This window comes from Methylobacterium sp. A52T, assembly GCF_053346095.1.
The window spans coordinates 1-18,375 of the sequence record NZ_JBKFBI010000127.1 but is presented as its reverse complement, the minus strand read 5'-3'; the positions used below and the strand labels follow the sequence as shown (position 1 = coordinate 18,375).

Genomic DNA, 18,375 nt, shown 5'->3' with positions numbered 1-18,375 from the left:
GCCGGCCCCGCCGCCCGCCGACCGGGCGGGCGGCGGGGCCGGGGGCCGCTTCGTGTCCCTGACCCATGCCGAGCCCGCCGGCACCCGCGAGTACAAGCTGTTCATCCCGAGCCACCCGGACCGGGCGGCGCCGCTGATCGTGATGCTGCACGGCTGCACGCAGAACCCGGACGATTTCGCCGCCGGCACCGGCATGAACACCCTCGCCGAGCGCGCCGGCGTGTTCGTGGCCTACCCGGCCCAGAGCCGTCAGGCCCACGCCCAGCGCTGCTGGAACTGGTACGAGCCCCGGGACCAGGGCCGCGGCGCGGGCGAGCCGGCGATCATCGCGGGCCTCACCCGCGCGATCATGGCGGAGCACGCGATCGACCCGGCCCGGGTCTACATCGCCGGCCTGTCGGCCGGCGGCGCCGCCGCCCTCAACATCGCCCGCGCCTACCCGGATCTCTACGCCGCCGTCGGCGTGCATTCGGGCCTCGCGGCCGGCTGCGCCCGGGACCTCGGCTCGGCGCTGATGGCCATGCAGGTCGGCGCCCCGGGCCTCGGCGCCCCGACCGCCTTCGGCACCCCGGCGCCCGCGACCCGCGTCCCGACGATCATCTTCCACGGCGAGGACGACGGCACGGTGAGCGTGCGCAACGCCGACCAAGTGCTGGCCCAGGCCAAGGTCGCCGGGCTGACGCCGCGGTCGGAGACCTTCGAGGGCCGCGGCCACCCCTTCACCCGCACCCGCTACCGGGACGAGGCGGGCCGGGTCGTGGTCGAGGATTGGCGGGTGCGCGGCGCCGGCCACGCCTGGTCCGGGGGCCGCCCCGACGGCAGCTACACGGATCCCGAGGGGCCCGACGCGTCCCGGGCGATGCTCGATTTCTTCGCCGAGCACCGGCTGGGACCGGCGGGGCGCCCGTAAGGGGTTTCCGGAGGGCCGCGCGCGCTGGCGGGTTGTCAGGGCGCGGCCCTGCTGTATCGCAGGGCGCTGCCCTGCTCCCACAAAAGGTCCCGGACCTTTTGCATCCAGGACCTCCCATGAGCACCACCCCCGCGCCGATCCCGACCCTCCAGGGCCTCGCCGAGGTCGCCGACCGGTACGACCTGATCCTCTGCGACGTCTGGGGCGTGCTGCACGACGGCCAGAAGGCCCACACGGCCGCCGGCGAGGCGCTGATCCGCTTCCGCGGCCTCCCGGGGGCGCGGCCGCGCCGGGTCGTCCTCGTCTCGAACGCGCCCCGGCCCGGCGACGGCGTCGGCCGCATCCTCGACCGGTTCGGCGTGCCGCGGGAGGCCTACGACGCGATCCTGACCTCGGGCGACCTCACCCACGACCTGATCGCCGCGCGCCCGGGTGCCCGGATCCGGCATCTCGGGCCGGAGCGCGACCTCGGCATCTTCGAGGGCCTCGACCTCAGCCTCGTCCCGGAGCCGGAGGCCGACCTCGTCGTCTGCACCGGCCTGTTCGACGACCGCAGCGAGACCCCCGACGATTACCGGCCGGAGCTGGAGCGCCTGGCGGCCCGCGGGCTGACGATGATCTGCGCCAATCCCGACCTCGTCGTGGAGAGCGGCAACCGCCTGATCCCCTGCGCGGGCCTGCTCGCGGCGGCCTACGCGGAGATCGGCGGCCCCGTGGTCTACGCCGGCAAGCCGCACCGCCCGGTCTACGAGGCGGCGCTCGCCAAGGGGGCGGCGCTCACCGGGGCCGCGCTCGCCGGGGCCCCGGTGGATCCGGCGCGGGTCCTGGCGATCGGCGACGCGATCCGCACCGACATCGCCGGCGCCCGCGGCTTCGGCATCGCCAGCCTGCTGGTGGCCCGCGGCATCCACGCGGAGGAACTCGGCGTCACGGCCGCCCATCACCGCCTGGGCGACGTGGCGGAATGGCTCGGCCGGCAGGCGGTGCATCCGGACGCGGTGATCGAGCGGCTGGTCTGGTAGCGGCCGGTCCTCCGAGGCGAGCCCTGCGCGTATTGCCGCCAGTCTAACCCCGTGAAATCCGCGACAAGCTTGACACCGCGCGGGAAATTGCGTGGATTCGCGCGTGTGAATCGGTCCCGCGCGCAGCAATCAGCCCCGACATTCGCCTCGCGCGTCGGGCGATTCGACCGGAAGACCTGTCCGATGGCGGCGCGCGCGACGATCGGGGCCGGCGAGACGGCGGGTCTTGCGTGACCCTGGTCTCCGGACTGCCCGATTTCCTGCTCTATCTCGGCACCGCGACCGGGCTGATCGGCCTCTACCTGCTGATCTACACCCTCGCCACCGCGCACAACGAGCTCGCGCTGATCCGCCGCGACGTGACGGCGCCCGCCGTCGCGCTGGGCGGGAGCCTCGTCGGCTTCACCCTGCCGCTGGCGGTCGCGGTCTACAACGCGCGGTCGCTGCTCGACTGCCTGATCTGGGGGCTGATCGCCCTGGTGATCCAGATCGCGATCTACTGGCTCGTGCGCCTCGCGGTGCCGGACCTGTCGCGGCGCATCGAGGAGGACCGCGCCGCCGCCGCGATCCTCCTCGGCGCGGCCTCGCTGGCGGGCGGCGTCGTGAACGCCGCCTCGATGACCTACTGAGCGGCCGGTGACGGAGACCGCGCCACGTCCCGACGCAGCCTCCGGCGACGCCGCCGGCGGGCCCGGGGCCGGCTTCGCCGCCACCCGCCGCTCCAAGCGCTCGGCCGCCGTGTCGCTGGTCCTGGTCGCGGGCGCCGGCGCGGCCGCCCTGACGCTCGGCGGCCTCGACCCGTCCCAGCGGGAGGAGGAGGCGCTCGTCTACGGGACGCTCGGCGCCTGCATCGCCCAGCAGCTGCGCGGCGCCGAGGCCTGCATCGCCGCCTACAAGAGTGCGCAGGAGACCTACGCGGCGACGGCGCCGCGCTACGAGACCGAGGCCGATTGCCAGCGCCACCACGGGACCGGCGGCTGCACCCCGGGCGCGCAGGTCACGGAGGCCGCGCGCGGCCGCTACCTGCCGGTGATGGCCGCCTTCATGATGGGGCGCACGGACGCGCAGGACCTGCCGGTCCAGCCGCTCTACCCGCACGCGCCCGAGGAGGAGCGCGACGAGGCCGGGGCCGCGACGGCCGGGCACGGGGGCGGCTACTGCACCGGTGCGGGCGGGCGGGTCGCCTACGCGGGCGGCGCCTCGCGGGTCCACGTCCCCGCCTCGGTCGCCCGCACCGCGAGCGCGACCCCGCGCACGATCAGCCGCGGCGGCTTCGGCGGCACCGGGCGGGCGACGGCGTTCTCCGGAGGCGCGGGCGGCCGCGCCGGCGGGTTCGGGGGCGGGTTCGGGGGCGGCTGATGCGCCGCGTGCCGGTCCCGGAGCGGCCCGACTGGCGCCAGCACGCCGCGCGGGCCGGCTTCACCTTCCACACGTTCGACGGCGCCCCCTACTGGGACGAGAGCGCCTACTACGCCTTCGGCCTCGCGGAGATCGAGGACGCCATCGAGGCGCCGAGCGCCGCGCTGCACGACCTCTGCCTCGCCTTCGTGGACCGGGCGGTCCGGGACGCGGCGATCCTCGCCTCGCTGCGGATCCCCGAGCACGCCTGGGACGCCATCCGGGCGAGCTGGGCGCGGCGCGATCCCAGCCTCTACGGGCGCTTCGACTTCAGCTACGGGGGCGACGGGCCGGCCAAGCTCCTCGAGTACAACGCCGACACGCCCACCGCCCTCTACGAGAGTGCGGTCTTCCAGTGGCTCTGGCTGGAGGACGGGCTGGCGCGGGGACGCCTCCCCGCCGGCGCCGACCAGTTCAACATCCTGCACGAGGCGCTGGTGGCGCGCCTCGCCGCCGTGGCGCCCCCGGAGGGCGTCGCCTTCGCGGGCTTCCCCGACGCGCCGGAGGATCGCGGCACGCTGGCCTATCTCCAGGACTGCGCCCTCCAGGCCGGCCGCGCCGCCCCCTTCCTGCCGGTCGAGGCGATCGGGCTCGACGCGGATGGGCGCTTCGTGGACGCGGCCGGCGTCCCGATCGGCTGCCTGTTCAAGCTCTACCCGTGGGAGTGGATGTTCGCCGACCCGTTCGGCCGCGCGGTCGGCGCGGCCGCGACCCGGTTCCTGGAGCCGCCCTGGAAGGCCGTGCTCTCCAACAAGGGGCTGCTGGCCCATCTCTGGGCGATGGCGCCGGGCCATCCCAACCTGCTGCCGACCTATTTCGAGGCGGATCCGGCCAAGGCCGCGCTGGGCCGGAGCTTCGTGAGGAAGCCGCTCTACGGGCGCGAGGGCGCCAACGTGCTGATCGTGCGCGACGGCGCCGTCGCGGCGCGCGACGAGGGGCCCTACGGCGGCGAGGGCTACGTGCGGCAGGCCCTGGCGGAGCTGCCCGATTTCGCGGGCCGCCGCGCGCTGGTCGGCAGCTGGATGGTCGGCGACCGGCCCGCCGGGCTGTGCCTGCGCGAGTCGGACGGCCTCATCACCACCGACCGGGCCCGGTTCGTGCCGCACCTCATCGACCCGTGACCGGGTCCCGCGCCGCCGCGGCTCACCGGCCCAGCGCCGCGAGCTCCCGCCGCATGTTCGACCGCGCCGGCCCCTCCAGCTCCGCCCGGGCCCGGTCGGTGACGAACAGCGGCCGGCCGGACGCGAGGGCCCCCCGCAGGAAGGCCGCGCGCCCCTGCCGGTAGACGGCCTCGCCCACGACCGGGACGAATTCCCGCGCCACGCCGGCGGCGTAGCCGTCGTAGGCGGCGGGCGCCGCACCCAGGATCGCCATGTCCAGGTCGAGGAAGAGCGCGACGTCCGCGGCGAGCGCGGCCGGGAGACCGTCCGGGACGGCGTGCTGCTCGGTCGCCAGGATCATCGTCTCGGCCGCCGCCAGCGTGGGCGCCGGGACCGCGCCCTCCGGCAGCGCCCGCAGGAGCGCGGCGCTGCGGCGCTCGTTGTCCGCGGCGCCCGGCCGGTAGACGGCGTCGTGGAACCAGATCGCCAGTTCCACCGCGTCGGGATCCCGGACCGTCCCGCGGCGGCCGCGGAACGCCTCCAGCAGCGCGTCGATATGCGCCTGGCCGTGATAGACCCGGTGCGGCTCGGCCAGCCGGGCGCGCAGGTCAGCCAGGATGCGGGGATGGCCGTCGAGCATCGGCCGATCCTCTACCCGATCCGCCGCCGCGGGACGAGGCGGATCTCGCCGCAGGTCCGGGAAGACGCTCCGGGCACCGCGACGGACTTCCCGGCCTCGCGCTCCGACGCTCCGCGAGATCATCCTCCCCGCGACGATGATCGGGGATGTGATCGTCGAACGCCCCGATAGACGCGCCGCTGTCGATCCCGAGAGATCTATTGGGCGCGATCGACCCGATCCCGCGTCTGGTCTTCGCGCGGAACGCCGGCTACAGGGGCAGAACCATCCGGAGGATCCCCAGCGCCCATGAGAGCGACGAGCCTGAGAACGACGACTTGGTTGATGCTGACGGCGCTGCTCGCCGCCGCCCCGGCCCGCGCGCAGGTCCCCGCGCAGGCCCCTGCCCCGGCACCGGCGGGGCCGGCGACCAAGCCCGAGAGCGATCCCGCTCAGGAGACGATCCGCAAGCTCAACGCCTATGTCGGGCTCCTCAACCGGACCCTGCGGGCGCAGGAATCGCTCGGCCGCTATCAGAGCTGGGTCAACATGAAGACCGGCCCGACCGGCCGCGAGCGGATCATCTACGGCCTCTACGGGCTCTACGACGTGCGCGGCGAGATCGCGAAGGCGGAGGCCGCGACGGCGCAGCCGCCCGCGATGCCGGACCTCGACGGCGCCGTGAAGACCTACATCGCCGCCTATCAGGCGCTCGCCCCGACGGTCACCGAGGCGGAGGGCTACTACGAGCGGCAGGATTACCGCGCGGACAAGATGGAGCAGGGCAAGGCGCTCCACGCCAAGCTCGCCGTCGCGGGGCCGGCCTTCCTGGCGGCGCGCGCCAAGGTCGACGCCGCGCTGCGGGTCGAGAAGGAGAAGAGCGACGCGCTGGAACTCGCCGCCATCGAGGCGCGGGAGGGCCGCAAGGCGCGCTGGCACGTCGCGAACGTGATGACCGCCTGCCGCAAGGTCATGGACCTGCTGCCCACCGACGCCAAGCCGGTCGTCGACATGGCGGCCTTCGACGCCGCGCTCGGGCGCTACGCCGTCGCCGTGAAGGACATGGACGGGTACAGCGCCGCCAACCCGAACTCCTTCCACGTGTTCGAGAGCCGGCCGCGCGCGCTCCTGGGCAAGCTGCGCGAGTTCGACGACAAGCTCGCCAAGGCCAGGGGCGACGCCCGGCGCGGCGCCGGGCGCGACGTGACCTGGATCGTGAACGACTACAACATGATGGTGTCGACCGCGCAGACGGCCACGACCTTCTCGCGCTGACCGGGGGCGTCCGGGCCCCCGTCAGCGGGCGCTCCGGCCCGGTTCCGTCAGCCGCAGCGAGGTCGCGGCCGCGGTGACGGCCGCCTGCCAGCGCGCCTGCTCGGCCGCGGGGTAGCGGACGCGCAGCGTGACGAAGGCGCCGCCGCGGCCGCCCGCCAGCAGGGTCTTCCGGTACAGGATCCCGGCCGCCGTCGTGCAGGAGAGCACGATCCAGCCGGGCTTGCGCGCGGCGTATTCCGGCGGCTGCCGCAGGCAGGTCTTCCGGTCCGCGGCCACGACGGCGTCGAGATCCTGGTCGAGCACGTCGTTCAGGCCCGACACCGTCAGGTGCAGGTGGCCGTCGGCCGAGCGGAAGGCCTGCCCGTCGCCGTTGTCCGGCGGCGGCTCCGCGACGAGGTCGGCGGGCACGTCGACGGAGAAGCCGAAACGGGCGTTGACCACGTGGCGCAGCGCCGGCGTGTCCGGCAGCGCCCGGCTCCAGTCGCGCCGGACCTGCGCGATCCGCGCGGTGTAGGCCCGCGTCAGGCAGGCCGTGTCCGGGCAGGCATCGCGGACCCGCGCGCGCCAGCGCGCGTGGTCCTCGCCGAAGGTGTCGATCGCCTGGCCGGTCTCGCCGTCGACCCCGCGCGTCTCGCCCACGATCCGGTCGAACAGGCGTCTGAGTTCCTCGTCCAGCCGCGTCAGGGCGGGGTCGGCACAGATCAGCGTCTCGACCCTGTCCCGGATCCCGGCGCAATCCGGCGCCGCCCGGGCGCCGACGGTGCCGAGCGCACAGACGGCGCCGACGAGGCCGGATCGGAGGATCGATCGGGGGAACGATCGCGGGCTCAGGCGCGCCGGACGGGCTAGGCTACGCACGGAATCCCTCCTGTGGTGGTCTCAACGCGATCGGCCGTGCGGTCCCGGCCGGCCCGGGCCGTCGGGCCCTCCGGATCCGGGCAGGATGGCGCGCCGCCGCTCATCGGCCCGTCGTGGTCTTGAGCATCAGGATGTCGATGTCGCGCCGGGGCACGTAATCCGTCACGACGCTCTCGAAGGTCGTCGGGCCGGTCTTGCGGAGTCCGGTGGCGCAGAACGACACGAGCGTCGTCGGATCGCCCTTGTCCACGGTCAGCTTGAACGTGCCGATCGGCCCGGCCCAGTTGCCGCCGGAGGTGATCACGTAGGACAGGTACTGCTCGAAGGCCTGCACCCCCCGGCCCCCCGCCGCCTCGATCCTGCGCGCGAGTCCCTGGGCCGCCTTCAAGAAGGCCGCGTCCGTGCAGTATTTCCGCGCGTACTCGGCCTTCTCGTCGGCGCCCTCGGTCGGGGTCCCGAACGACAGGCTGGAGAGGCCGCCGACGCCCGGAACGTAGCTCTGCCGGACGACGACGTCGCGGCCCGCCGGGAAGACCTGCCGGCGCCAGAACTTCGACCGCAGGGTCCAGACCGGGAACAGGCTCGTCGTGCCCTTGCCCATGTCCTGGGGCTCCAGGAGGCCGTCCGCCACGAGGCCGCGGCGCTGATCCGCGCCCAGGGCAGCCAGGGCGGCCTCGGTCGCCTCGACCGTCGGGACGAGGGGGATGCCGAGGCTCCGCAGCCGCCCGGTCACCTCGACCTCCGGCTTGCCGGCCGGCGTGACGAAGGCGCGCTGCTCGACCTGCGAGTCGACCGGCCGGCCGTCGACCTCGGTGGTGAAGCGGAGGAAGTTGTCGTGCTTCGGGTCGGCGATGCTCAGCATCGCGTCGGGACCCCCGGAGATGTCGGGCATCGGGAACGCGATCGTCGTCTCGACGTCCCGGTCGGTCAGGTTGCGGAAGCGGTAGACGATCCGCACCGCCTTCTCGGACAGGAAGAGGTCCTCGGAGACGAGGGCGATCCGGTCCGTCTTCTCCAGGACGAGACCGCCGGTCGCGAGGGTCGCGACGCTGTCGTCGGCCCGGGCCGGACGCGGCAGGGCCGTCGACAGGAGCGTCAACAGGACCGTCGACAGGATCACCGGCAGGAGCAGGGCCAGGCGCGGGACGCGGGTCGTGGCTGGGGTTCGCACGGCTGTCGGGCTCGCGGGTTGGATCCGTCGGTGCGGGGCGGGGTGTGAACCGGCGCGTCGCCGGTCAGCGATCGACGGGCGGGTTTCGGACGGTCCGGTCACGCCTCCGGCTCAGTCGCGGAGCGGGCTCGGCAACCGTCGGTCCCGGCGGGAGACGGGCCTCGATCCGCCGCCCCAGGGCGGCGAGCGCTTCGGCGAAGGCGTCATCGGTCGCGGCACACCATCCTCCCCGCGGCGCGCCGGCACGCGCACCGCCGAATCTCGGACGGACCGAATGGAAGCTTTCGGGCAGAGTTGAGGCCGACCGAGAGGGCCATATCAGGTCGAGGCGTCAGGTCGAGGCGTCAGGGCGAGGCTGTGAGGAAACACCGCCGTCGGCGGCCGCGCGCGATTGCGCCGCCGCGACCGTTCGGTCTATCGGCTGCCCGGGATGGCCGGCGGCCCCGGGCGCCGGCCCGATCCGCGACGATCTGCGAGGAGCGCCCCGTGCCAGCCGAAGACGCCCCGATCGGCCGCTTCCCGATCCCCCGCCTGGAGACGCTGCCGGACGACATCCGCGCGCGGATCGAGGCGGTGCAGGAGAAGTCCGGCTTCGTCCCGAACGTGTTCCTGGTGCTCGCCCACCGTCCGGACGAGTTCCGGGCCTTCTTCGCCTACCACGACGCGCTCATGGACAGGCCGGGCAACCTGACCAAGGCCGAGCGCGAGATGATCGTGGTGGCGACCTCGGCCATCAACCAGTGCCAGTACTGCGTGATCGCCCACGGGGCGATCCTCCGGATCCGCGCCAAGGATCCGCTGATCGCCGACCAGGTGGCGATCAACTACCGCAAGGCCGACATCACCGACCGGCAGAAGGCGATGCTCGACTTCGCCATGCTGGTCAGCCAGTCCGCGCATCAGGTCGGGGAGCCCGCGTTCGCGGCGCTCAGGGCCCACGGCTTCGACGACGCGGATGCCTGGGACATCGCCGCCATCGCGGCCTTCTTCGGCCTGTCGAACCGGCTGGCGAACGTCAGCAACATGCGGCCCAACCCGGAATTCTACGCGCTGGGGCGCGGCTGACGGCGCGGCGTCCCCCGTCGGCGACCGGACCGTGGGGACGGGTTCCGGGTGTCCACCAACCCTTCCGAGAACCCGGCGCCCCGCCGTGCGACCTGGCGTCGCGCGCGGGGACCGGATGAAACGGCTCCGGCCCTCTGAGCCCGGCGGCGACCGCGCGCGGGCACGGGGGGCGGACGGAGCGCGCCGTCCTTACCAGTGCTTTAAGCCTATAGGAGCCGCCCGGTCCGGCTGTTAACAGGCGTTAGATTTTTGTGGCCGACCCGGTGAGGGGGCGAATCCCGGCTTGAACCTTCGAAGCGGCGCGGCCCAGCGTCTCGACCTGACCGCGTGCGATCGCGAGCCCATCCACATCGTCGGCAGCGTCCAGCCGCACGGGTTCCTGCTCGGCCTCGAGGCCCGGTCCCTCACCATCGTCCAGGCGAGCGCCAACGCCCCCGCGGCGGCCTCCGTCGGAACCGTCCTCGACGTGGCCCTGCCCGACCTCGCGGCCGTCGTCCGCCACCACCTGGAGGCGGCGGAGCCCCAGGCGGCGGAGCACCAGGACGGCGCCCTCTATCTCCGGACGGTGACGCTGGAGACCGGCGGCGGGCGCCAGGCCTACGAGGTCGCGGCCCACCGGGTCGACGGGCTCGTCGTGCTGGAACTGGAGGAGATCGACGCGGCCGCGGCCGAGATCGGCGTCGACGTGCTCACCCCGCGCCTGCGGGCCTTCGTCGAGCGCCTGCAGACCGCCCGCACCGTCGAGGACCTCTGCCAGTTCGTCGCCGAGGACATCCGCCAGATCACCGGCCTCGACCGGGCCCTGGTCTACCGGTTCGACCGCGACTGGCACGGCACGGTGCTGGCGGAGGCCGGCAACGGCGTCCTGCCCTCCTACCTCGACCTGCGCTTCCCCGCCTCCGACATCCCCGCCCAGGCCCGCGAGCTCTACCGCCGGAACCGGCTGCGCATCATCCCGGATGCCGGCTACGTCCCCGTGCCGATCCGGCCGGCCACCACGCCCTCCGGCCGGCCGCTGGACCTCAGCCAGTCGGTGCTGCGCTCGGTCTCCCCGGTCCATGTCGAGTACATGCGCAACATGGGCACGATGGCGTCCATGTCGGTGTCGATCCTCGTCGACGGCGCCCTCTGGGGCCTGATCTCCTGCCACAACCGCGCGCCCAGGAGCGTGCCCCTCCAGGCGCGCAACGCCTGCGACGTGCTCACCCAGATCTTCGCCCTGCAGCTCTCGGCCCGCGAGCGCGGCGCCCAGTCCGAGAAGCGGCTGGCGCTGGGCGCCGTGCAGGCGCGCCTCCTCGCCTTCATGGCCGAGGAGGACAGCTTCGTCGACGGCCTGCTCAACCACCCCGACGACGTCCTGGCCCTGGTGGACGCGACCGGCGCCGCGGTGGTGACGGCCGACCGCTGCCGGCTGCTCGGGGCGACGCCGACCGAGCGCGAGGTCCGCGCCCTCTACCGGTGGCTGTCCGAGCGCGACGATTCCGAGGAGGTCTTCGTCTCCGAGGCCCTGTCGGAGGCGTTCCCGGCCGCCGCCGCCTTCGCCGACCGGGCGAGCGGCCTCCTGGCGATCTCGGTCTCGAAGAAGTACGCGAGCTACATCCTCTGGTTCAGGCCCGAGGTCGTGCGGACGGTGAAGTGGGGCGGCAACCCCGTGAAGGCCGTCCGATCCGACCCGGAGGGCGGCCCGGACCGGCTGCACCCGCGCAAGTCGTTCGAGATCTGGAAGGAGACCGTGCAGGGCCGTTCCCTGCCCTGGTCCGACCCGGAGGTGGAGGCCGCCAAGGACCTGCGCGCCTCGGTGCTCGGCATCGTGCTCCGCCGGGCCGAGGAGCTCGCCGCCATGAGCGAGGAGCTGCAGCGCTCGAACAAGGAGCTGGAGGCGTTCTCGTACTCGGTCAGCCACGACCTGCGCGCGCCGTTCCGCCACATCGTCGGCTACGCGAACCTGCTCAAGACCCGCGAGGGCGCCCAGCTCTCCGACAAGGGCCGGCACTACGTGGAGACGATCATCGAGGCGGCCTTCTCGGCCGGGACCCTGGTCGACAGCCTCCTGAGCTTCTCGCAGATGGGCCGGCACGCCCTTAACAAGGTCTGGGGCGACATGAACGCCCTGGTCGAGGAGGTCCGCCGGAAGGTCCTGCGCGACGTCACCCCCGACCGGACCCTCCGCTGGGAGATCGCACCCCTGGGTCGCGCCTACGCCGACCCGGTGATGCTGCGGCTCGTCATCGAGAACCTGCTGTCGAACGCCGTGAAGTACACCCGCGGCACCCCCGACGCGGTGATCGCGATGGGCAGCCTCCCGCCCCGGGAGGGCGAGGCGGTCTACTTCGTGCGCGACAACGGCGCCGGGTTCGACATGGCCTACGTCGACAAGCTGTTCGGCGTCTTCCAGCGGCTGCACCGGGTCGAGGAGTTCGAGGGCACGGGCATCGGCCTCGCCAATGTCCGGCGCATCGTCGAGCGCCACGGCGGCCGGACCTGGGCCGAGGGCAGGCTCGGCGCGGGCGCCACCTTCTACTTCACCCTGCCCATCCGGGAGGAGGCGCACTGATGGCGGGACTGAAGCCCATCCTCCTGGTCGAGGACAACCCGAACGACATCGAGCTGACGCTGGCGGCCCTCGAATCGAGCCAGCTCGCCAACGAGATCGTCATCTGCCGCGACGGGGCCGAGGCCCTCGACTTCATCTACCGGCGGGGCGCGCACGAGAAGCGGCAGGCCCAGGATCCCGCGGTGGTCCTGCTCGACCTGAAGCTGCCGAAGGTCGACGGCCTGGAGGTGCTCGCCAAGATCAAGGGCGACCCGGTCACCCGCCAGGTGCCGGTGGTGATGCTGACCTCGTCCCGCGAGGAGACCGACCTCGTGCGCTCCTACGATCTCGGGGTGAACGCCTTCGTGGTGAAGCCGGTCGCCTTCGAGGAATTCTTCGCGGCGATCAAGGAGATCGGCGTGTTCTGGGCCCTCCTCAACGAGCCGCCGCCGTACCGGGGAGGCTGGCCATCGAACGCGTGATCGGACCTTCCGCGGGGCCGCTGCGCGTCCTCCACCTGGAGGACAGCGACCTCGACGCCGAGCTGATCGAGGCCGAGCTGGAGACCCTCGGGCACCCGGTCGCGATCGAGCGGGTGATGACCCGCGACGCCTTCGCGCGCGCGGCGGTCGCCGGCCGGCACGACCTGATCCTGGCCGACTACGTCCTGCCGACCTTCGACGGCGTGAGCGCCCTCGGCATCGCCCGGACGCAGTGCCCCGACACGCCGTTCATCTTCTGCTCGGGCACGCTCGGCGAGGACGTCGCCGTCGAGGCCCTGAAGAACGGCGCCACCGACTACGTCGTCAAGCAGCGCCTCGACCGGATGCCGCGCACGATCGTCCGGGCGCTGGCCGAGGCGCGGGCCCGCGCCGACAAGCGCGAGGCCGAGGCCGCCCTGCAGGCGCTCAACGAGACGCTGGAGGTGCGCATCGCCGAGCGGACCCGCGAACTCGCCGCGGCGAACGAGGCCCTCCAGGCCCAGATCGTCGAGCGGGAGCGGGCGGAGGATGCCCTGCGCCTCGCCCAGCGCCTGGACGCGGTCGGCCAGCTCACGAGCGGCGTCGCGCACGACTTCAACAACCTGCTGACGGTGATCGCCGGCAACATCGAGTTCCTCGAGAGGGTCGTCTCCGACACCCGCTCGAAGCGCCGCCTCGCCATGATGCGCGGGGCCGCCGAGCGCGGCGCCCGGCTCACCGCGCAGCTCCTCGCCTTCTCCCGGCGCCAGCGCCTGGAGCCGACGCCGGTCAGCCTCAACCAGACGGTCGCGTCGATGCGCGACCTGCTGCAGAGCTCGATCGGCGGCGCGGTCCGCATCGAGACGACCCTCCAGCCCGACCTGTGGCCGGCCCTGGTCGACGCCACCCAGATCGAGCTCGTGATCCTGAACCTCGCCATCAACGCCCGCGACGCGATGGCGGTGGGCGGCCGGCTCGCCATCGAGACCGCCAATGTCAGCGTCACCGGGGCGCCGACGCGGCCCGAGCAGCCGGCGCCCGGCGCCTACGTCATGGTGGCGGTGAGCGACACCGGCACCGGGATGACGCCCGACGTGCTGGCGCGGGTGTTCGAGCCGTTCTTCACCACCAAGGAGGTCGGCAAGGGGTCGGGTCTCGGGCTCGCCCAGGTCTACGGCTTCGTCAAGCAGTCCGGCGGCGGCATCCGGATCGACACGGTCGCGGGCGAGGGCACCTCGATCAAGGTCTACCTGCCCCGGGCCGCCGAGCCCGAGGGCGCCGTGCCCCGCCTGCCGGCCGCGGCCGAGGCCGCGCGGACGCACCCGCCCGGGAGCGGCCCCCGGCTCCTCGTGGTCGACGACGACGCCGAGGTGCGCGAGGTGACGACGACCCGCCTGATCGAGGCCGGATACGCGGTGCGCGAGGCGGCCTCGGGCCTCCAGGCCCTGGCCGCCCTGGAGGCGGATCCGGGCGTCGACCTCGTCGTGATGGACTTCGCCATGCCGGGCATGAACGGGGCCGAGACGGCCCTGGAGGTGCGGAAGCGCTGGCCGGCGCTGCCGGTCCTGTTCGTTACCGGCTTCGCCGACACCACCGCCCTGACCGAGGCCGGCGCCGTCGGCGCCGACGCGATCGTGCTGAAGCCGTTCCGCGTCGGGGAACTCGAGGGCAAGGTCGCCGCCGCCCTGGCGGCGCGCCCGCCGGCGCAGCTCCGGCTGATCTCGGGCCGCGACAGGAGCGCCTGAGGGGGACGTCGCGCGGGCGTCCCGCTGGCGTCCCGCTGGCGTCCCGCTGGCGTCTCTGGGGCTCTCCCGGGCGTTCTCCACACGGCGTGCGGGCCCCGCACGGCGTCCCGGGCGGCGCGTGCGCGCCGACGCGGTTGCGCGAACCCGCCCGCTGGGGCACCGATGGCGCTGTCCTGTCCCGCCGGTTCCTCGCCCCATGTCCGAGTCACGCGCCTGGTCCGATGCCTGAGACCGTCGGGACCGCGCCCCCGGCCTTCCTCGCGGAGGGCGGTGCGATGGGCGCCCGGATCCGCGCCCACGACTGGTCCGGCTCGCCGCTCGGCCCGCCGGACAGCTGGGCACCCTGCCTGCGGGCGACCCTGAGCCTGATCCTGGGATCGCGGTTCCCGATGTTCGTGGCGTTCGGGCCCGACCTCGTCTTCCTCTACAACGACGCCTACGCGGAGATCCTGGGCGACAGGCATCCCGCGGCGCTCGGTGCGCGCTTCCGCGACGTCTGGAAGGAGATCTGGCCGGAGATCGGCCCCCTGATCGACCGGGCGCTCGCCGGCGCGGCGACGTGGTCCGAGAACATGCCGCTGACCATGAACCGGCACGGCTACGACGAGCCGACCTGGTTCACCGTCTCGTACGCGCCGGTGCGCGACGAGGCGGGCCGGGTCGCCGGCCTGCACTGCGCCTGCACGGAGACGACCGGCCGCGTCCAGGCCGAGGCGCGCCTGCGCGAGGCGGAGGCCCGGATCCGGGCCCTCGCCGACCACCTCCCGGGCGGCTACGTCTACCAGCTCGCCATGGCCCCCGACGGCGCCGACCGGCGCTTCCTCTACGTGTCGCAGGGCTTCGAGCGCATGACCGGCCTGGCGGCCGGGGACGTGCTCGCCGACCCGGCGGTCGCCTACGACCTGATCCTGCCGGAATACCGCGCCGCCGTCGCCGAGGCGGAGGCCGCCGCGATCCGCGACCTCGCGCATTTCGATGTCGCGGCGCCCATGCGCCGGCCGGACGGCACCCACGTCTGGACGCGCATCGTCTCGGCCCCCCGCCGTGTCGACGACACGCTGGTCTGGGACGGGCTGCATCTCGACGACACGGTGCGCCGCCGGACCGAGGAGCAGCTGCGGGAGAGCGAGCGGCGCCTGCGGCTCGCGACCGAGGCGGCCGAGATCGGCCTCTGGGACGTCGACGTCGTCGCCGACACCCTGTTCTGGCCCGCGCGGGTCAAGGCGATGTTCGGCATCTCGGCCGACGTGCCGGTCACGATGGCCGATTACTACGCCGGCCTGCATCCCGAGGACCGGGAGGCCACGAGCGCGGCCTACGCCTCCGCCCTCGATCCCGCGCGGCGCGCCGTCTACGACGTGGAGTACCGCACCGTCGGCAAGGAGGACGGCGTCGTGCGCTGGGTCGCCGCCAAGGGGCGCGGGATCTTCGAGGGCGCGCGCTGCGTGCGGGTGATCGGCACGGCGATCGACATCACCGCCCGCAAGCAGGCCGAGGAAGCCCTGCGCGCCAGCGAGGCGCAGTTCCGGGTCCTGTCGCAGGTGCTGCCGAACTTCGTCTGGGCGACCGACGCGGCCGGGGCGGCGAACTGGTTCAACGCGCGCGTCTACGCCTACGCGGGCCGGGAGCCCGGCACCCTCGACGGCGCGGGCTGGCGGGGGATCATCCATCCCGACGATCAGGACCGGGTCGACGCGGAATGGCGGGCGGCCGTCCGGTCGCGGGCCGACTACCAGTCCGAGTACCGCCTGCGCCGCGCCGACGGCGCGTATCGCTGGTTCCTGGCCCGGGCGCAGCCGGTCCTGGGCGCCGACGGCGCGGTCACCCGCTGGGTCGGCACCAGCACCGACATCGACGACCAGAAGCGGCTCATGGCCGAGCTCGTGCGCTTCAACCTGACCCTGGAGCAGCGCGTGGCCGAGCGCACGGCCGAGCACGACCGGGTCTGGCGCAACTCGCGCGACCTGCTGGCCGTGGTCGGGGCCGACGGCATCTTCCGCGCGGTCAATCCGGCCTGGCAGACGATCCTGGGGCACGAGCCCGCCGCGGTGGTGGGGCGCAGCTTCCTGGACTTCATCTGGCCCGAGGATGCGGGCGCGACCCAGGAGGCGCTCGAAGCGGCCGCCGCGGCGCGCGACCTGACCGATTTCGAGAACCGCTACCGGCACAGGGACGGCACCCTGCGGCTGATCTCGTGGCGTACCTCCGTCGAGGGCGCGCAGGTCTACGCCTACGGCCGCGACGTCACCGCCGAGAAGGCCCAGGCCGAGGCGCTCCGGCACGCCGAGGAGGCGCTGCGGCAGTCGCAGAAGCTGGAGGCAGTGGGCCAGCTCACCGGCGGCGTCGCCCACGACTTCAACAACCTCCTGACGATCATCCGCTCGTCGGTCGACTTCCTCCGCCGGCCGGACCTGGCAGAGGAGCGCCGGTCCCGCTACCTCAACGCCGTCTCGGAGACGGTGGACCGCGCGGCGAAGCTCACCGGCCAGCTCCTCGCCTTCGCGCGGCGACAGGCGCTGAAGCCCGAGATCCTCGACGTCGGCGCGCGGCTGCGCGGCGTGGCCGACCTCCTCGACACGGTCACGGGCGCCCGCATCGCGGTCGTGACCGAGCTGCCGGAGCGGCCCTGCTTCATCCGGGTCGATCTCAGCCAGTTCGAGACCGCGCTGGTCAACATGGCGGTGAACGCCCGGGACGCCATGGACGGCGCCGGAACGCTGACCCTGCGCCTGCGCTGCGGCGCGGCGCTGCCGCCGATCCGCGGCCATGCCGGCGCGCCCGGCCCGTTCGCGGCGATCGACCTCGTCGACACCGGCACCGGCATCGCGCCGGACGTGCTGGCGCGGGTGTTCGAGCCGTTCTTCACCACCAAGGAGGTGGGCAAGGGCACCGGACTCGGCCTGTCCCAGGTCTTCGGCTTCGCCAAGCAGTCCGGCGGCGACGTCGCGGTCGAGAGCGCGCCCGGCCGCGGCGCCACCTTCACGCTCTACCTGCCGCAGGTCGAGCCCGAGGCGTCCTGCGCCGCCGCCGCGGAGGCCGCCGCCCTCGACCCCGGCGGCGCGGGGCAGCGGGTTCTGGTGGTGGAGGACAACATCGAGGTCGGCCGCTTCGCCACGCAGATCCTGGAGGATCTCGGCTACGCGACGACCTGGGCGACCAACGCCGAGGAGGCGCTGGACCAGCTCGGGGCCGACGGCGCGGCCTTCGACGTCGTGTTCTCCGACGTGGTCATGCCCGGCATGGGCGGGATCGCGCTGGCCCGGCTCCTCCGGCAGCGGATGCCGCACCTGCCGGTGGTTCTGGCCTCCGGCTACAGCCACGCCCTCGCCCAGGAGGGGCTCCGCGACTTCGAGCTGCTGCCCAAGCCCTACTCCGCCGACCAGGTCTCGCGCGCGCTGCGCAAGGTCGTCGGCGCGCGGCGGGGGCGGCCGAGAGGCGGCCAGCAGGGCGGGCAGCCCTGACGGGGCGGGGCGCTGCCGGGACCAGCGGAGACCTGACGGAGGCCTGACGCCGCAGCCGGGCGGCGACGGGCGGTCCCGGCGCCATGTTCCCGCGGGAGGTTCCGCGCGCGCGGGAGACGCCGCGCCCGCCCCCGGAGGTCCCATGGACAGGGTCATGTACGCGCTCGTCACCCTGGCGGAGGCGGTGCTCGGGATCTTCGGCGTGCGGGCGCTCTACGAGCAGCCCGCCTACGCGGTCGTCGAGCGCCTCGACCGCGGGGTCGAGATCCGGTCCTACGCGCCGCGCCTCGCGGTCGAGACCGACGCGCGCGGCCAGGGCGACGGCGACGCCTTCGGGCGGCTGTTCCGCTACATCACCGGCGCCAACCGGGCCGGGGACCGCATCGCCATGACGGCGCCGGTGGAGAGCGGCGGCCAGTACATCGCCCAGCGCATCGCCATGACGGTCCCGGTGGAGCGGGACGGCACCGGCACGATGCGGTTCTTCCTGCCCCGCGCGGTGGCGGCGGCCGGGGCGCCGGCGCCGACCGAGCCGGGGGTCCGGCTGGTCGAGGTCCCGGCCGAGCGGATCGCGGCCCTGCGCTTCTCCGGCCGCCTCACCCCGGAGGCGCGGGCCGCGCAGGCGGGCATCCTCGCCGCCGTCCTGGCGGCGGCCGGCCGCGCACCGGCGGGCGCGCCCTTCGTCATGGGCTACGACCCGCCCTTCGCGATCCCCTTCCTGCGCCGGAACGAGGGCGCCGGCCGCCCGCCCCCGCCC

Annotated in this window: 15 protein-coding genes; 12 read left to right on the top strand and 3 right to left on the bottom strand. The window is 74.0% G+C overall.

All coding sequences use genetic code 11. The features are described 5' to 3' along the window. The 5 genes from ACLBYE_RS23930 to ACLBYE_RS23910 all read left to right on the top strand — a co-directional run. Nucleotides 1-910, top strand: a 910-nt coding sequence (locus ACLBYE_RS23930) for an extracellular catalytic domain type 1 short-chain-length polyhydroxyalkanoate depolymerase (protein ID WP_447696083.1), incomplete at its 5' end; no start/stop codon positions are given. 116 nt (nucleotides 911-1,026) lie between these two features. Beyond that, nucleotides 1,027-1,932 carry a TIGR01459 family HAD-type hydrolase gene (locus ACLBYE_RS23925; RefSeq protein WP_447696082.1) on the top strand — a complete coding sequence of 302 codons (906 nt, stop codon included), beginning with the start codon at nucleotides 1,027-1,029 and terminating at the stop codon, nucleotides 1,930-1,932. 230 nt (nucleotides 1,933-2,162) lie between these two features. Then, entirely contained in the window at nucleotides 2,163-2,561 is a 399-nt protein-coding gene (locus tag ACLBYE_RS23920) for a DUF350 domain-containing protein (protein WP_447696081.1), read from the top strand. A gap of 7 nt (nucleotides 2,562-2,568) precedes the next feature. Next, on the top strand, nucleotides 2,569-3,291 hold the full coding sequence (locus ACLBYE_RS23915) for a DUF1190 domain-containing protein (RefSeq protein WP_447696080.1): 723 nt from the start codon (nucleotides 2,569-2,571) through the stop codon (nucleotides 3,289-3,291). Further along, nucleotides 3,291-4,451 carry a glutathionylspermidine synthase family protein gene (locus ACLBYE_RS23910; protein WP_447696079.1) on the top strand — a complete coding sequence of 387 codons (1,161 nt, stop codon included), beginning with the start codon at nucleotides 3,291-3,293 and terminating at the stop codon, nucleotides 4,449-4,451. The genes ACLBYE_RS23915 and ACLBYE_RS23910 overlap by 1 nt, the downstream gene beginning before the upstream one ends. A 22-nt stretch (nucleotides 4,452-4,473) precedes the next feature. Here the strand turns inward: ACLBYE_RS23910 and ACLBYE_RS23905 are convergent, their stop codons facing one another. Then, complete coding sequence (locus ACLBYE_RS23905) at nucleotides 4,474-5,070, bottom strand: HD domain-containing protein (RefSeq protein WP_447696078.1); 597 nt, start codon at nucleotides 5,068-5,070, stop codon at nucleotides 4,474-4,476. A gap of 288 nt (nucleotides 5,071-5,358) precedes the next feature. Between ACLBYE_RS23905 and ACLBYE_RS23900 the strand changes: the two genes are divergently transcribed. Next, nucleotides 5,359-6,324: a YiiG family protein gene (locus tag ACLBYE_RS23900; protein ID WP_447696077.1), complete on the top strand. Its 966-nt coding sequence runs from the start codon at nucleotides 5,359-5,361 to the stop codon at nucleotides 6,322-6,324. Nucleotides 6,325-6,345: 21 nt separating this feature from the next. Here the strand turns inward: ACLBYE_RS23900 and ACLBYE_RS23895 are convergent, their stop codons facing one another. Beyond that, the gene (locus ACLBYE_RS23895; RefSeq protein ID WP_447696076.1) at nucleotides 6,346-7,182 is read right to left on the bottom strand and encodes a lysozyme inhibitor LprI family protein; all 837 of its coding nucleotides are present in this window, start codon (nucleotides 7,180-7,182) and stop codon (nucleotides 6,346-6,348) included. Between the two features lie 100 nt (nucleotides 7,183-7,282). Beyond that, nucleotides 7,283-8,353 (bottom strand): DUF4424 domain-containing protein, encoded by a 1,071-nt coding sequence (locus ACLBYE_RS23890; protein ID WP_447696075.1) that lies wholly within the window; start codon nucleotides 8,351-8,353, stop codon nucleotides 7,283-7,285. A 486-nt stretch (nucleotides 8,354-8,839) separates the two neighbouring features. Between ACLBYE_RS23890 and ACLBYE_RS23885 the strand changes: the two genes are divergently transcribed. The 6 genes from ACLBYE_RS23885 to ACLBYE_RS23860 all read left to right on the top strand — a co-directional run. After that, nucleotides 8,840-9,418: a peroxidase-related enzyme gene (locus tag ACLBYE_RS23885; RefSeq protein WP_103985549.1), complete on the top strand. Its 579-nt coding sequence runs from the start codon at nucleotides 8,840-8,842 to the stop codon at nucleotides 9,416-9,418. 283 nt (nucleotides 9,419-9,701) lie between these two features. Then, complete coding sequence (locus tag ACLBYE_RS23880; RefSeq protein WP_447696074.1) at nucleotides 9,702-11,972, top strand: ATP-binding protein; 2,271 nt, start codon at nucleotides 9,702-9,704, stop codon at nucleotides 11,970-11,972. Then, the gene (locus ACLBYE_RS23875) at nucleotides 11,972-12,433 is read left to right on the top strand and encodes a response regulator (RefSeq protein WP_020094074.1); all 462 of its coding nucleotides are present in this window, start codon (nucleotides 11,972-11,974) and stop codon (nucleotides 12,431-12,433) included. The genes ACLBYE_RS23880 and ACLBYE_RS23875 overlap by 1 nt, the downstream gene beginning before the upstream one ends. Then, nucleotides 12,430-14,157 carry a response regulator gene (locus tag ACLBYE_RS23870; protein WP_447696073.1) on the top strand — a complete coding sequence of 576 codons (1,728 nt, stop codon included), beginning with the start codon at nucleotides 12,430-12,432 and terminating at the stop codon, nucleotides 14,155-14,157. The genes ACLBYE_RS23875 and ACLBYE_RS23870 overlap by 4 nt, the downstream gene beginning before the upstream one ends. A 221-nt stretch (nucleotides 14,158-14,378) precedes the next feature. Continuing rightward, nucleotides 14,379-17,618, top strand: coding sequence for a PAS domain-containing protein (locus ACLBYE_RS23865; RefSeq protein WP_447696072.1), 3,240 nt, complete (start codon nucleotides 14,379-14,381; stop codon nucleotides 17,616-17,618). Between the two features lie 142 nt (nucleotides 17,619-17,760). Beyond that, nucleotides 17,761-18,375, top strand: a 615-nt coding sequence (locus tag ACLBYE_RS23860; protein ID WP_447696071.1) for an SOUL family heme-binding protein, incomplete at its 3' end; no start/stop codon positions are given.